The sequence below is a fragment of the Mumia xiangluensis genome, assembly GCF_010994095.1.
GTDB lineage: Bacteria > Actinomycetota > Actinomycetes > Propionibacteriales > Nocardioidaceae > Mumia > Mumia xiangluensis.
Genome location: NZ_WJYO01000005.1, coordinates 399,400 through 414,083 on the forward strand (window position 1 = coordinate 399,400; position 14,684 = coordinate 414,083).

The window sequence follows — 14,684 nt, forward strand, 5'->3', positions numbered from 1 at the left end:
ACGCCAGCGCTCCCCCTAGCGTCGAAGAGAGAGCGGCTACGGAAGGACGACCGATGGAAGCCATCAACACCGCTGGCCTGAGGTTCATGATCGATGCGCCGGTTGTCCATCCGGCTCCCCTCGCCGCTCTCACCGCCGAGGCATGGGTGCGCCCAGCAGGCCTCGACCAGGTCAACGGCGCGTACCCGCTCGCCGTGACGCTCGCTGCCTGGCCCAGCGTGGCAGTCGGAGTCAGGGCTACAGCGCAGGGAACAGCTCGCTGGACCCTGTTCGTCGGCGACATCAACACCGCCACGCCGGTCAGCGCCGCTGAGACAGCCTTCGACGGCACCGGCCATGGCCCCGGGCACGGGTTCAACACAGGCGTCGAGCTGCCGATGAGCGAACGATGGGTCAGGGTGTCGATTGGCGTGGACAGCGGCGTGGTGGAGGTATTCCTCGACGCCGACCTCAAGATCCGAGTCCCCACAGGCATCGCCACCTCCGGGATGAACGTCACCGGCGTCATGTTCTGCTCGACGTACGGCACGGGCTTCACTGCTACGTGCGATTTCGCCGGCGGCCGGTTCTGGTCCCATCGGCTGACCCAGGCCGAAGTCAGCTGGTCGGCGAACACCCCACAGCTGGCCGACTACGACTCTGCCCCGGCCGAATGGACGGTGGATCAACCTGAGCCGTGGATCAACCGATGCGGCCCCGCAGCAACCCAGCCGGTCTCCATCCTGCCCAACGGGAACATCGGCCCGCTGGTGACCACCGCCGACAGCCTCGGACCGATCCCTCAGATCTTCGACACGACGCCACCCGGTCAGTCCACGCAGCCACCGCCTTCCACCGACGAGCCTGATGTGCCAGATGGAGACCAGGACCGGCTCTTCATCTCCCACACCTTGCCCGACAACGTCGTCCACACCGGCCGCCGTGTCGTCGAGCTCGCTGTTCTCCCCGCCGATCACGCGCCGGCGCCGGCACCGGGTCCGCCGCACACCTCCAGGGGTGTCGCACCGCGATCCACGACGCCAGGCAGCGGACAGCCCTTGGCTGCACCGCTGGGCTCACCACCTCTGAACGACCTTCGGATGCGGTCCATCACGACGAGCGACGACTACCAGCCGCCCGCGCGGACGACGCAGACCGAGCAGGACCTCGAGGCGGCGATCCGTACGGGGCAGTCCATCGGGTATCTCGCGCCGACGTCGTTCCCCCTCATGGCGGGATCGATCGACGCAGTCTCGATGGAGGGGGTCAAGCAGGCTCTGAAGGGTGTCGACGCGCATCTCCTCGCTGCGGCGATGGCCAGTTCCGGCAGCCAGCTCATCGTCTATCCGACAGCGGAGGGCACCTACTTGTGGAGGCTGGTCCCGAAGCGGACCGCAACTGCTCCACGCCCGAGGCTGTTGTTCATCGAGACCTACACCCTGACCAGCTTCCTCGGCCGGTACGGCGCAGGTCGGACCCTGAAGACCCTCACGCTCCTGCCGGGGGAGAAGGTCCGCATGCAGGTCCGCAGCTACCACCGCATGTCGCACACCTCAGCCCGGGCCTCGTCGGTCCTCGACTCGTCCAGCCATGAGGCGGAGTCGGAGTTCGAACGCCTGGCGATGCAGGAGGACTCGACGACCAGCGACATCGCCTCCAGCTTCGAGTACCACGCCGACATCGAAGCGCGCGGTGACGCAACGTGGGGCTGGGGGAGCGCAAGCGTCGACGTGTCCGGCGGCATCAAGGGCAACAGCGCGGCGGACCGAGAGACGTTCGCCAAGTCGACCAGCAACGCCCTCGAGAAGCACACCTCACGGGCATCCGCGGCACGCGAGGTGTCCGTCACCACCGCAGACGAGGTCGCGGAAGAGTCGTGGGAGGAGGCGGACAACGAACGCGTCCTGGAGAACATCAACCTCTCCCGAACCCTCAACTACGTGTTCCGGCAGATGAACCAGGAGTACGTCACGGTCCTCCACCTGACCGACGTGAAGGTCGCCTACTTCGACGGCCTGCGGGAGTCTCGCGACGAAGTCCCCCTGCACCAGGCCGAGATCCTCATCGACCGCCACGCCGCCAAGCTCGATCCTGTGAGTGCACGCGCCGAGCTCAGGCGCGAGATCGAGACGCTCCGCGCGATGAGCGCGTCCGCCGGCGACCTTATTGCCACCCGCACGATCCAGGCGCCCGAAACTGACGACCCGGCCCACGTCCACTACCGCGTCGACACCAACTACACGAGCACCGTGACCGTCGACGACCAGCCGACGCCGTTCACGGTCCCCGGCGTCGTCCTGTCCACGAGCCGCACCGTCATGCGGACCGACGGTGTTCTGGTCGACGCATTCACCGGACAGGGCAACGCGCTCGACAGCTACTCGACAACCCTTCAGGAACAAGAAGCACGTCGAGTCACCCTCGAGAACGACCAGGCCGAGGCCATGACGGCGCTCCTCACCAGAGCCGCCGCGGCAGGTGCGGACGAGCTCACGGGCTACGCCCAGGTGATCGAAGCAGCCGCGATGCTGCGCCACGGCATGGCTCCGCTCGTCGCGCCATCACCTCTGGCGGTCCCCCCTCTATCGCTCGACGGCAAACCGTCCCCGGTATCCCCATGAGGCCGATCGACCGTCCGCAGCAGACGGTCAAGCGCTACCCAGGGATGAGCTACGCCGTGTACGGGCAGACGCTCGTCAAGACGTTCGGCGCCTATTGCATCGCCTGCGAGGCGCCGCTTCCGTCCGGGGTTCAGGTCGAGCACCGGTTGGCGCAACAAGATGGCCGAAACGCGACGGCGATGAAGTACGACACCTTCGAGCTTCAGTACCTCGTCGCGTGCGGTGCCTGCAACAGTCGAAAGTCGGCGAAGGTGGCGACCCTTGCCGACCTCGGAAAGTACCTGTGGCCCGACGCCATCAACACCTTCACTGCCTTCCAGTTCGCCAGCAACGGAGCAGTCCTCGCGTACGCCGACCTCGATGCCTTCCGTCAGGACCTCTTCCCAAACAGCAACGTCCGCCTCGTCGTCGACCAAGCGCTGGCGAAGAGTCTCGAGGATGGTTCGCTGGGCTCTCGCGCCCAGGCGACGATCAACCTCTGGGGCTTCAACAGCATGGACGTCGGGGCCTTCCGGACCGAAGTCGCCGCGGACATGCGGATGGCCACACGCAAGAGCGCATACGCGGCCGCTGAAGCAGTGGTCACCGAGGTGCCGGCGATAGCGGGCACCAGTCCGGCACTGCCTGCCGCGGTCGCGTACGCCATCATCGGAACCGGCTACTGGACGATCTGGCTGCAGCGCTTCCTCCGGCATGGTCGCACCGACCTTGTCCAGCGGATGTTCACCGACGCCAGGCTCAAGGAGAGTTTTCCCAGCGCAGCCGACTGTGTCTCGTTCACCGGGGACACCCTCACGCTGAAGCCGCACGCCGAACCCAAAGCCATCGAGAATTTCCAGGATCAGGCATGGGTCAGCTCGCGAGACTACGTCGAGATGCTCGGGTACGAAGCAGCAGGCAAACGAACGTACACAGGACCGTGTCCCAGGATCGGTGGCCGCGGTGGGCCTAAGAAGCGAGGCCGCGACAGCGATGACGACTCCGGCAGCGACGACGACTCGGGCAGCGATGACGACTCCGGGCTCACCCAGCCGAGCCGGAAGCGGGCCCGCCGACCGGACGAGTCATCGTCTGCAAGCTCCTCCCCAGAGGTTTCCTTCGCTGACGACTCCTCCGACGACGACATGGATGTCAGCGCGCCGGTGTTGACGTCATCGCCTGCGACCACCCATGTCGCGCTCAGCAACAGCAGGGCCGTGCGCCGCTCGGACCGCCTCACCAAGCACTGACCGACCCGGCCACCTCGCTCGCCGCCGGCGACGACGTGTTCGTCTACAAGAGCTGGCTCAGGCGTGATCGTGTGATATCGCATATCGCGCTTGCGCGAAGTTGCGCTAGCGGCGATAGTTCTTGTCATGGCTGTGACCTCCGCCACAGAGCAGATCACCCCTGACGGCGTCCTCACCCGCATGCGCCTCCTCCTCCCGGACCTCCCTGACTCCACCCGCCACACCGCCCAGCGGATCCTCGACGACCCGCGCTCCGCCGTCGCCGGCACGATCAACGACCTCGCCGCCAGTGCTGGCACCTCCACGGGCGCTGTCTCCCGCCTCTGCCGGGCACTCGGCCTCGACGGCTACCCGGCACTCCGGGTCAGCGTCATCACCGAGGCGGCCGCGACGGCGTACGGGAGCTGGAACGCCGACATCAGCCGCGAGATCGGCCCCAACGACTCGCTCGCCGACGTCGCCCGCACGCTGGAGGCCGTCCAGGCCCGCGCCGTACACACCACTCTCGCCGGCCTCGACCTCGACGCCGTCGCCGCGGCGGCGGCAGCGATCAGCGGCGCGACCCGCGTCAACGTGTACGCCGTCAGTGGCAGTGGCGTGATGGCGCGCGAGCTCGAGCTCCGGCTGAGCCGCATCGGTGTCGCGTGCTGGACGTACGCCGACGTCCACGACGGGCTCGTCGCCGCCGCGCAGCTCACCGACCGCGACGTCGCGATTGCCGTCTCGTACTCCGGCGAGACCGACGAGACCCTCGACATGCTCGCCACCGCACGCGAGCACGGCGCGCGCACCGTCGCGATCACCGCCGGGCCGCGCTCGCGCCTCGCCCAGCTCGCCGACCACCTCCTCGTCACCGTCGCCGAGGAGACCACGTTCCAGGACGGCCCGCTCGCGTCCCGGCACTCCGAGCTTGCCGTCGTCGAGATGCTCTACCTCGCCGTCGGCCAGCACGACTACGACCGCACCGTCCAGCTCTTGTCCGTGACCGAGCGCGCCGTACGACCGCGCCGACCCGAACGCCGTACCCGCTCCACCCGCACGAACTCACGCTGACCCACGCACGCAGCACAACCCGACAGCTCACCCGCTGACCCCTGGAGGAACCATGACCCCGGAATCCGACCAGCCCCACGGCCTCAGCCGCCGATCCATCCTCCAGATCGGAGGAGCGCTCGCCGCGGCCGGCGTCGTCAACCCGTTCGGAGCAGGAACGGCGAGCGCCGCAACCACCCCCGCCAGCGCCGCAACCGCGGCCGCCGCGACGGGCACCGCCGCCGCAGTAACCGGCACCACGGGCGGCCCCCTCATGAACAACGGCAAGTTCCCGATCGGCCTCTTCTGGCCGCCACCACCCACCGAGACCACCGTCGAGCGCTACCGCGAGATCGCAGAGGCCGGGTTCGGCTACGTCCACGGCGGCAACTACTCGAACTCCGACGTCCAGATCTCCACCCACATGCTCCGCGTCGCCGACGAGGCCGGTGTCCAGGTGCTCGTCGAGGACCCGGACGTCAAGTGGCTCCTCAAGAACATGAACGTGGGTGACTCGTCCAAACCGAACACCATCAGCGAGGACGAGCTGCGCCAGCGGATCACCGCGGCGGTCAACCGGTACGCCCCGTCGTGGCGCGCGGTCGGCGGTCGGCTGCACATCTCGAGCGGCACGGGAGAGGGCTCGATCGGCTGGGTGGCGGACGGCGCTGCCTGGAAGGACTACACGTTCGCCTTCGACACCGAGCCACTGCGCACGGGCGTCGGCGGGTACGCGCAGGCCGGCTGGGCCTTCCGCATCCAGGACGAGCGCAACGCGTACGTCTGGCTCCTCTCGACCCAGGGCTCCGACGGCAAGGCGGTGCTCAAGAAGGCCGTGTTCGTCAACGGTGCACCGACCGTCACGCAGGTCTCGCTGCCGTATCAGCTCGAGGTCGGCAAGAACTACCACGTCGAGACGACACTGAGCGGCTCGACGTTCACCACCCGGATCGACGGCGTCCTGGTCGACACGACGACGAACACGACGTTCGCCACGGGCTCGGCCGGCTTCCGCGAGGCCGGGCCCGAGTCGGCGTACTTCGACAACGTCGTCGTCACTGGCTCCGGCGGAGCGACGCTGTTCGAGGAGGACTTCGACGGCGGGCTCGAGGCGTGGCGACTGCCCGCGGGATCCGGGTACGGCGCGTTCGCCGGCCTGCACCTGTACGACGAGCCGGGCGTCCCCCAGCTCCCGCTGATGGCGAAGGCTGTCGCGATGGCGAACGAGGCGTACCCGGACGCGCTGTCGTACGTGAACATGCTGCCTGGGTTCGGTGCCGGGTACGAGCAGGCCGCGCGCGACATCGACTCGCCGGTGCTCTCGTTCGACCGCTACCCGATCCTGGCCAGCGGCGAGGACCTCGGCTACTTCCAGAACTGGGCCGAGGTGCGTGCTGCGGCGCTCAAGCACGGCCGCGACTCGTGGGTCTACATCCAGAGCGTCGGCTACGCGAACCACGCGATCCCGACCAAGGCCGACATCCTGTGGCAGATCTCGATCAGCCTCGCGTACGGGTGCAAGGGCATCCAGTACTTCACCTACTGGACTCCCGACCCGGCCCGCGGTGAGGCGTTCACGACCGGGCTGATCACGGTCGAGGGGAAGCGTACGGCGCTGTACCGCTACTCCAAGGACATCAACACGAAGTTCCTCGCGCCTCTCGGCAAGCAGATGCTCGGCCTCACGTCGACCGCGGTGCAGGCCGCGGGGATCGCGAGTCCGCCGGCCGGGCTCGCCCCGTTCGCCGCGGACGCGCTGGTGTCGGCGGTCAGCGGTGACCCGGTCGTGCTCGGCCGGTTCACCGACGGCGATGGCACGCTCCACACGCTGGTCGCGAACTACTCGCGCCACGAGCGGGCCCGCGTACGCCTGACGCTGCCCGCGGGCGCCGACGCGTACGTGCCCGACGAGGACCGCTGGGTGAGCGCCGGTGACGGCCACCTGAACCTGAAGGCGGGGGAGTCGGTGCTGCTCCGGGCGCGGTAACCCCTGAGCCGCGTGTCCGGACCGCTAGGTGCCGGCCGCGACCGAACGTGCGCGGTGGCGGCGTACGGCGGCGCGGTTGGCGCAGCGGACCGAGCAGTAGCGCTGGCGGCCGTTGCGGGTGACGTCGACGACGACGTTCGTGCACGGATCGCCAGGGTCGGTGCCGGCCTCGCAGCGGCTCAGCCGGTGCATGCCGCGTGTGGTCAGGTGCAGTGCTGTGCCGACGCTGATGACGGCCCGGAGGACGTGGGGGAGGGCGTCGTTGTCGTCGCGGTAGTGCAGGTGCCAGCCCTCGCCGTTGTGGTCGGTGAGCCGCGGGTACGCCGCGACCGTGGCCATCTGTGCGTTGAGCAGCCGCGCGCGTGCGGTGGGGTCGGTGGCGTCGACGATCGCCAGCCAGTCGTCGATGACACGCCGGGTGTCTTCGTGATCGTCGGGACCCACGGGGAAGGTCATCGTCATGCCCAGCTCGCGGGCCCGTGCGGCGATACCGTCGCGATCGTCAGGCCAGTCGTTGGCGAGTGAGGCGGCCAGCAGCACCGCATACTCGCCGTAAGGGTTGAGATGCATAAGACCATTACAGCACCGTTGTCCTCATGAGTACATGCCACCGCACAGCTTCCACGTCTCATGAGCAGGTCAGCACCCACGAGCACGGCTGGCATACCGAGTCCCGTCACGCGACGTCCGAGGGGACGGTCCACTACGTGCGTTGCTCCGAGTGCGGCGCGCGGCGGGTCGACCTCCAACGTCACCCGGCCGAGCCGCCGGTCGCAGCGAGTCGTGAGGTCGTCTGACAGGTGACGGCAACCTCACACGCTCGTCGCGGACTACACGCGCGTCGTCGTGTCAGCCGCGGACGCGAACCTTCACGACCTTCGACACCGACCCGGTCTCGGTGCTCGACGACGGCGTCCGCAGGCGGAAGGACATCGTGCCCTTCTTCTTCGCCTTCACCCGGAACGCCGTACGCCCGTTGTAGTTGGTGTACTCGGCGGCCTTGACGTTGCGCCACGTCCCCTTGACCTTCTGCTGCAGCCGCACGCGCGTCGTGGTGAGGGCGTAGTAGCCACGCGGCCGCTCGACCTTGCTCGTGCCGGTGAGCCGGACGACCTTCCCGACCCGTGTCTTCTTCGGCTTCGCGGCCAGCGCCGACGTCGTACGAGGCTGCCGCATCGTGAACGAGCTCGTCGGGATCGCGTACGTCGTCGCGTTGTAGTCGGCGTCGTACGCCGTGATGGTGCCGCGGATCTTGTACGTTCCCGGGCGGGATACGCCGCCGCAGAAGAAGACCGACGAGGCACCGGACGCCGCGTCGACGCCCGACATCAGGAAGTCGCCCCCGGCGCTGCGGCCGTCGGGGGCGATGACGTCGAGGTCGAGCGTCCAGTCCTCCGCGCCGGCGGCAGCGCCGACCGAGTACGAGACACGGTGGTCGAAGCAGTCGTCCCACAGGACGCCTGAGGCTGCGCGGGCGCTGCCAGTGGTGGCGGCGGTGCTCGGTCCGGCCGCCACGAGGACGAGGCCGGAGGCGATGGCGGTGGATGCAGCGACGGCGACGGCGCGCTTCATGAGGGCTCCTCGAGCAAGGGTTGTGGCTGTTTCGGTAGAGAGACGCTCGAAATCGGCCATCATGACGCGAGCAGGAGCCGCGACTACAGCGTGTGCGTCAGCTGCTCGCGCACACCGGCATACCGCAGCCCGCCGAACGCGCGAAGCGCAGCATCGAGGTCGCGGACGATGGGGATGTTCTCGCCCGTCGTGAACGTCGGCGCGGGGACGCGGATGCGTGCCGGCATCCGCCGCACGCCGCTGGCGGCGGGCTGCAGGACGATCGCGATCGTCGCCCGCGTACGGAGGCGCTTCGGCTCCAGCGTCGTCACGAACAGCTCGCGCCGCAGCGACACCTCCACGGCGACGTGCTCGAGGTCGCTCCATGCCCACGCGGCAGGTGCGAGACGGTTGCTCACGATCCCGTCCGGACCGACCGTGATCTCGGCCCGCCCGCCGCGCACCGTCCCGATGATCGCCGACAGTCCGAGACCGCCGAAGAACACCACGAACACGGCCAGCAGGCCGAACGCGAGCCACTCCTCCTTCAGCTTGTGGCGTTGTACGACGCCGGTGACCGCGAGCCCGACGGCGACGGCGAGCATCCCGCCACCGACCGCCACCGCCGTACGACGGCTGGGGGAGAGGTGACGGTGCAGCGGTCCGTGCGCCGGCGTCCAGGACCCCACGGGTGGTTGCGCAGACACAGCCTCAGCCCTTGCGTACGTCGGCGAGCCGATCGGTCGAGGCCCGCATCAGGTCCTGGAACGACTCCGCCGACGGGCCGCCGAGCCCCTCGGCGCTGACGGAGACGACGTCGTTGCCGATCCGCGCGAACCCGAACGTGATCTCCACCGGGAGGCCGGTCGGCTGCTGCGTCCCGGTGAGGCGGACGTTGATCTGGGCGTCGACGTCGTCGGAGGCTGCGGCGTCGTCGGAGTCGAGGGTCCCCGTGATCCCGGACCCGTTGTCGGCGGTGACCTCGAAGTCCGAGCACGACGCGAGCGCCTCGCTGGTCTCGTCGAAGGCTGCGACGACGGCGTCGTCCGCGTACGAGGTTGCCGCGCTGGTGATCGTGAGGACGCTTGCCCGGTCGAAGCTGGCCTCCGCCGTCGGCGCCTCGTCGGCGCCGTCGAGCTGGAGATCGGTTCCGAGGTCGAGCCCCTCGAGGCACTCGGCATCGTTGAGGCTGGCGCGGGCGCTGTCATCCTCGCCGCCGGCGCTGCTCGCCGGCACGGCGACGAACCCAGCGGGCAGGTCGTCCAGCGTCACGAGCACGCTCTCGAGCTGGTCCTGCGTCAACGTCGACGTGGCCTCTGACGAACCGCCGCCGCACCCGGCGAGGACCACCGGCAGGACCAGGACAGGGAGCAGAGCACGGGCGGACCCGCTACGTCGCCAATTCATCACGCGGCGACAGTAGCGGACCGCCCGTTCACTGCTACACCGCGACCGACGAGCGACGCGCCTTCAGCACGCCGTCCACGATCTCCCACACGGTCACGATCACGACGCCGACGGTGATCCACTGCAGCACGTCGTCCACCGTCGCCGCGCTCCACCCCAGGTGCTCGACCAGCTCCGGGTTCAGGAAGTCCCCGCTCGCCAGCACCGGCAGCGTCACCGCCGCGAAGGCGATCGCGAGCGCGGCGTTCACCGCGGCCGCTGTCCACGTCCAGCCCCCGTAGTGCACCCACAGCGTGAACCCGACCTCGATCGCGATCAGCACCAGCACCACCGGGATCCACCACGACCACAGGTCCGGGTCGAGCACCGCGATGCTGTCGCCGTCCGAGGTGATCGGCGAGCTGGCCTGCTGCCAGATCAGCAGCAGCGCCATCACCCCGAGGAACACCAGGCTCGCGATCGTGTCTCCCCACGACTGCCCTGCCTTCGTCCCGGCGGGCAGCTTGTCGACGGTCCACGGGTCGGCGTCCTCCTTCTCGAGCGCGCCCGTCCAGTCGAGGACGGCGAAGACGGCCGTCACCCAGAACGACACCTGGACGGCCGCCATGAACGCCACTCCGAGGGACCCGATCAGCGCCTGGATCACGTCGCCGCCGTCGGTGAGCTCGCCGATGAGGTTCCCCGCCGCAGCGATCGGCGGGACGATCGCGAGCAGCAGCACGAGCAGGCGAAGCCACATCATGAACACGCGCGGACCGATCAACCGCGGCTCGCGGCCCGTGTACTCGACGGCGACACGCAGCGGGTCGCCCATCTCCTCGAGCACCTCGCGCTCGGCCGCGGGGGAGTCACCCCTCGCGGCGACCGTGTCGGCGATGCGCTCGCGCAGCTCGGCCTCGACGTCACCCCGTGTCCCTCCGGGCAGCCATCGCGTGGCGGCGTGGACGTAGCGGTCGGTGAGTGTGGCGGTCATCGGTTCCCTCCGTCGGTGAAGCGCGTGAGTGCGGTGTCGAGTTCGTTCCATTCGGCGACGAGCGTCTCGGCGAGTCGTACGCCGTCGCTGCTGGTGCGGTAGAACTTCCGCGGCCGAGCCTCGTCGGTGTTCCACTCGCTGGTGAGCAGGCCCTGCTTCTCCAGGCGGCGCAGCAGGGGATAGAGCGTGTTCGCGTCCACCGCGATGCCGGCCTCGTCGAGCGACTCGAGCAGGCCGTAGCCGTAGCCGGGCTCGCGCAGAGACAGCAGGCACGCGAGCACCACGGTGCCGCGGCGCAGCTCCTGCACGTGCTGTCGAGAGAGTTCGTCGTACATGACTGACACGATACTGTGCGACGCACACTATAAGCAAGTCGCACATCAATGCGCGTCGTCTGCCGTCACGGGGACACGTGAGCGACACCGCGCACGACGAGGGGCCGACCGCCTCCCGGCAGCCGGCCCCTCGCCGTGTCACATCACCGACGTCACCGCCGGACCCTGATCGTCACCACCTTCTTGGCTGACGCTACGTCGTCGTTGCCGAGGTACGACACCGTCACCTTCTTCGCCCCGCGCGTCAGCCGCGGCAGCGTCACCGAGCCCTTCCCGCTGGCGTTGACGCGGACGGCGAAGGTCTGCTTGCCGACCTTCACCAGCGCCGTACCGTTCGCCTTCACACCCGGCACCTTCACCGTGAGGGCGACCTTCGCCCGCTTGCGGGTCGTGACCGTCTTCGGCGTCACCTTGACGCTCAGCGCCGTCTTCGCCTTCGTGACCCGCAGGACGACCGGCGCGGAGCTGGCCCCGCCGACGTCGCCCGACCCGGCGTACCGAGCCGTCACCACCCGCGCGCCAGCGGTCGCGAACGCGCCGAGCCGCACACTCGTACGCCCCTGGCTGTCGAGCGTGCCCGTGCCGACCTTGCGGCCGTCCACGAGCACGTCGACCTTGCCCTTGCCGGCCGACGTCGCGCCGTCCTGCGTCACCGTCACCCCCACCGAGGCGACAGCGCCCGACTTGCCAGCGGCGATGCTGGTCGGCTTGACGGCGAGAGACACCGCAGCAGTCGGTACGCCGGGGGCTGCCGTGACCTTCAACGCCACTGGCGCGGACGTGCTCCCCGCGAGCTCGGCGCTGCCACCGTACGACGCCGTCACGAGGTGGTTGCCCGCCGCCGCGATCGCCGGCAGCGCGATGTCCGCGCGGCCTTCGTCGTCGATCTCCGCCGAGCCGGACGCCTCGCCGTCGATGGAGACCGTCACGACACCCTCAGGCTTCGGCTGGTCACCCGGACCCGGTGCCGTGACCTGCACCGACGCCGTGACGCCGGTCTGGCCCGCGACGACCGTGGTCTTGTCCAGCGTCACGGCCGTGGCCGACGCCGGCAGCGGCGGCTCGTACCCGACCGTGGCGATCCACGACCGGTAGTTGCCGTCGGTGCCCGGCACGAAGTGACGCTCGACGTTGCCGCGGCTGTCGATCGCGATCCAGCGGACCTCCGCACCCTCGTCGACCTTGATCCGCTCGCCGCCGTCACGCAGGCCGGCGAACCCGTACGCGGTCGAGCTCAGGTTCGGCACGGTCCCGTCGGTCGTGTAGTAGATCGCGGCCGGCTCGTTGGTGCTGAACTCGACGTTGACCTTGCCCTCGACCGAGCTCGGGCTGACCGTGATCTCCGAGACCGGCGTCACGTCGTCGAGGTCGTACTCACGCGCCAGGCGCGCCATCTCGACCAGACCGTTCGCGAACTCCATCGCCTCCTGGTGCGCGCCGGCACCCGTCGGCGTGGTCGCCTCGAACGCCGGCTGGAACGTCGTGCCGACCTCGAAGTCCCACGCGTGCAGCCCGTACTTGTACCAGAGCATGTCGCCGGAGTTGCCCGCCGCCGAGTAGAGCGTGTCGACGACACGACCCGTACGCGCGGGGGTGACCGTCATGCCGCGGTACCGCTTGATCGCGGTGAGGATGCGCGACGACGACGCCTGGAACATCTCCTCCTGCTCCATCGTCGGCTCCGGTGCCGTGACCCGGCCCTCGGACTTGTACGACGCCGGCGACCACATGAAGTAGTTCCCCGAGCTGTGGACGTTCATCGACCACTTGATGTTCGGGTTGTTCGCGACCACCCAGTCGACGTTGCGCGACTCCGGCTCGCTCAGCTCCGACGGACCCGCGTACGTGCCGCTGGTGCAGGAGTCGCTCGCGCCGGAGTAGCCGTCGAACAGGCTGTACTCGTCGTAGTTGCGGTTGACGTCGACGCCCCACGAGTTGCGCGAGTTCGCGTCCATGCTGCCGGTCTGCGGGCAGTGGTTGACCATGTTCTTGCGCTGCGACGCGAAGTCGTAGAACGAGTAGTGGCCGCCGTCGGGGTTGACCGACGGGAGCACCCAGATCTCCAGGTTGTCGACGAGATCCTTGGTCGCCGGGTGCGACGCGTAGTTGCGCAGCAGCCGCTCGGCCGTCTCCAGCGTCACCAGCGGCGGCACCCACTCGCGCGCGTGCTCCTGGGCGTAGAAGAACACGCCCGGCTTCGAGCCGTCGCGGTGCTTGCCGATCTTGATCGCGTACACCTGCTGCGGGCCGCGCGTCACCTTCGCCGGAGCGAGCAACCCGTCGGTCAGCGTGGTTGCCGCCGTCGCCGGCACCACACCCGCACCGGCGTCGCCGCGGTAGGTGTAGACGTTCACCAGCGCGCTCGCCTCGGGGTGCGCGTTGACCGCGGCCGCGACCTGTGCTGCGGTGCTCGTCGCCGCGCCCGCCGAGTCCGTCGCGGAGGTGACCGTGATCGCCTTGCCGGCGACCGCGACGGACAGCGCCTGGTCGGCCGCGGTCGGGTGCACGACCGTCACCGTGATGCCGTTGCCGCCCTCGGACCCGTATGCCTTGGAGTCGATCGCGATCCTGCGCGGGTTGTCCGCTGCGCTGGCGCCCGCCGGGATGACCGCCTGCGCGGCACGCCGGTAGCCGTTCGTCTGGTGCGGCAGCTCGACGATCTCGGCCAGGTTCGGGAACTGCGTCGCCAGCTGCTTGATCCGGTCGTACAGGTCGGTCGGGTCCATGTAGGACCGGATGAAGTCCTCCTGGTAGCCCTCACCCTTGAACGGGTCGTTCTCGTCACCGGTGGGCAGCCAGTCCTTGACCTTCGCGATCGCCACGTCGCCGCTCGGGCTGACGACGCGGACCCGGTCCGGCCGGGTCGTCACCGCCTGCGCGCCGCTCGTCGGGCTCGCTCCCCGGTGGTACAGGTACACGCCGGAGTCGACGAAGCGGGTGATCGTCTGCGTGCCTCCGCTGCCGAACTCCGTGCCCGCACCGCTGTCACGCTCGACCGTCAGCGCGGCCGTCTCGGCCTGGCCGTTCGCGTACCGTGCCTCCACCGACAGCACCGGGATGCCGAACGACGTGAAGTACTGCGCGCGGGTGATCTTGACGTCCGACACGTCCGGATCGGTCGCGTCGTCGGCGAACTCCTCGTTGGCCGTCACCGCGGCCGCGACCGTCGCGTCGCGCTCAGCCAGCGCCGCCTCGGTGTCGTCCTGCGTGTACAGGGTCTCGCCGGTGGAGAAGCCGGCCTTCTTCAGTGCCTTCACCTCGTTGGGTGTGACGACCGCGTGGACCTCGAGGCCGTCGGGCGTCTGCTCGACCCCGTGGTCGAGGTCGACGCCGGTCGCGACCAGCCGGTCGAGCTCGTCGGCGCCCGGGACCTCGATCTCGACGACCGACGGGATCTCGTCGGGGAGGCGTTCGAGGGTGACCGTGCTCGAGGACGCGGAGTCGGTCGGGTCGGCGAACGCCGCAGGACCGGTCGTGCTGGCGAGGATCAGGCCGGGGACCGTGACCACGAGGGCGACGGCCGCCACCTTCCTGCGCAGGGGAGAGGATCTCTGCATGAGGGACACACCT

The 14,684-nt window shown here is 69.2% G+C and carries 11 protein-coding genes; 4 read left to right on the forward strand and 7 right to left on the reverse strand.

Annotated features, from left to right (window positions below):
* The first annotated feature begins 53 nt into the window (after positions 1-53).
* From GH747_RS17325 to GH747_RS17340, 4 genes are all read left to right on the forward strand, one after another.
* On the forward strand, positions 54-2,600 hold the full coding sequence (locus GH747_RS17325; RefSeq protein ID WP_149770862.1) for a hypothetical protein: 2,547 nt from the start codon (positions 54-56) through the stop codon (positions 2,598-2,600).
* The gene (locus GH747_RS17330; protein WP_149770863.1) at positions 2,597-3,829 is read left to right on the forward strand and encodes a hypothetical protein; all 1,233 of its coding nucleotides are present in this window, start codon (positions 2,597-2,599) and stop codon (positions 3,827-3,829) included. The genes GH747_RS17325 and GH747_RS17330 overlap by 4 nt, the downstream gene beginning before the upstream one ends.
* 126 nt (positions 3,830-3,955) lie before the next feature.
* Positions 3,956-4,882 carry a MurR/RpiR family transcriptional regulator gene (locus tag GH747_RS17335; protein WP_149770864.1) on the forward strand — a complete coding sequence of 309 codons (927 nt, stop codon included), beginning with the start codon at positions 3,956-3,958 and terminating at the stop codon, positions 4,880-4,882.
* A 52-nt stretch (positions 4,883-4,934) separates the two neighbouring features.
* Positions 4,935-6,848, forward strand: coding sequence for a hypothetical protein (locus tag GH747_RS17340; protein WP_153816635.1), 1,914 nt, complete (start codon positions 4,935-4,937; stop codon positions 6,846-6,848).
* A 24-nt stretch (positions 6,849-6,872) separates the two neighbouring features.
* Here GH747_RS17340 and GH747_RS17345 read toward each other — a convergent pair whose 3' ends face one another.
* From GH747_RS17345 to GH747_RS17375, 7 genes are all read right to left on the reverse strand, one after another.
* Positions 6,873-7,418 carry a CGNR zinc finger domain-containing protein gene (locus GH747_RS17345; RefSeq protein ID WP_149770865.1) on the reverse strand — a complete coding sequence of 182 codons (546 nt, stop codon included), beginning with the start codon at positions 7,416-7,418 and terminating at the stop codon, positions 6,873-6,875.
* Between the two features lie 279 nt (positions 7,419-7,697).
* Positions 7,698-8,420, reverse strand: a complete 723-nt coding sequence (locus tag GH747_RS17350) for a hypothetical protein (protein ID WP_149770867.1) — start codon at positions 8,418-8,420, stop codon at positions 7,698-7,700.
* Positions 8,421-8,503: 83 nt separating this feature from the next.
* Positions 8,504-9,106, reverse strand: a complete 603-nt coding sequence (locus GH747_RS17355; protein ID WP_149770868.1) for a hypothetical protein — start codon at positions 9,104-9,106, stop codon at positions 8,504-8,506.
* Positions 9,107-9,110: 4 nt separating this feature from the next.
* Positions 9,111-9,806, reverse strand: coding sequence for a hypothetical protein (locus tag GH747_RS17360; RefSeq protein ID WP_149770869.1), 696 nt, complete (start codon positions 9,804-9,806; stop codon positions 9,111-9,113).
* 34 nt (positions 9,807-9,840) lie between these two features.
* The gene (locus GH747_RS17365; RefSeq protein WP_149770870.1) at positions 9,841-10,779 is read right to left on the reverse strand and encodes an HAAS signaling domain-containing protein; all 939 of its coding nucleotides are present in this window, start codon (positions 10,777-10,779) and stop codon (positions 9,841-9,843) included.
* On the reverse strand, positions 10,776-11,114 hold the full coding sequence (locus GH747_RS17370; protein ID WP_149770871.1) for a PadR family transcriptional regulator: 339 nt from the start codon (positions 11,112-11,114) through the stop codon (positions 10,776-10,778). Before GH747_RS17370 ends, GH747_RS17365 begins: the two co-directional genes overlap by 4 nt.
* Before the next feature lie 152 nt (positions 11,115-11,266).
* A complete protein-coding gene (locus GH747_RS17375) occupies positions 11,267-14,671 on the reverse strand; it encodes a M14 family zinc carboxypeptidase (protein WP_205602998.1) in 3,405 nt (1,134 codons plus the stop codon).
* Between the last annotated feature and the right edge of the window lie 13 nt (positions 14,672-14,684).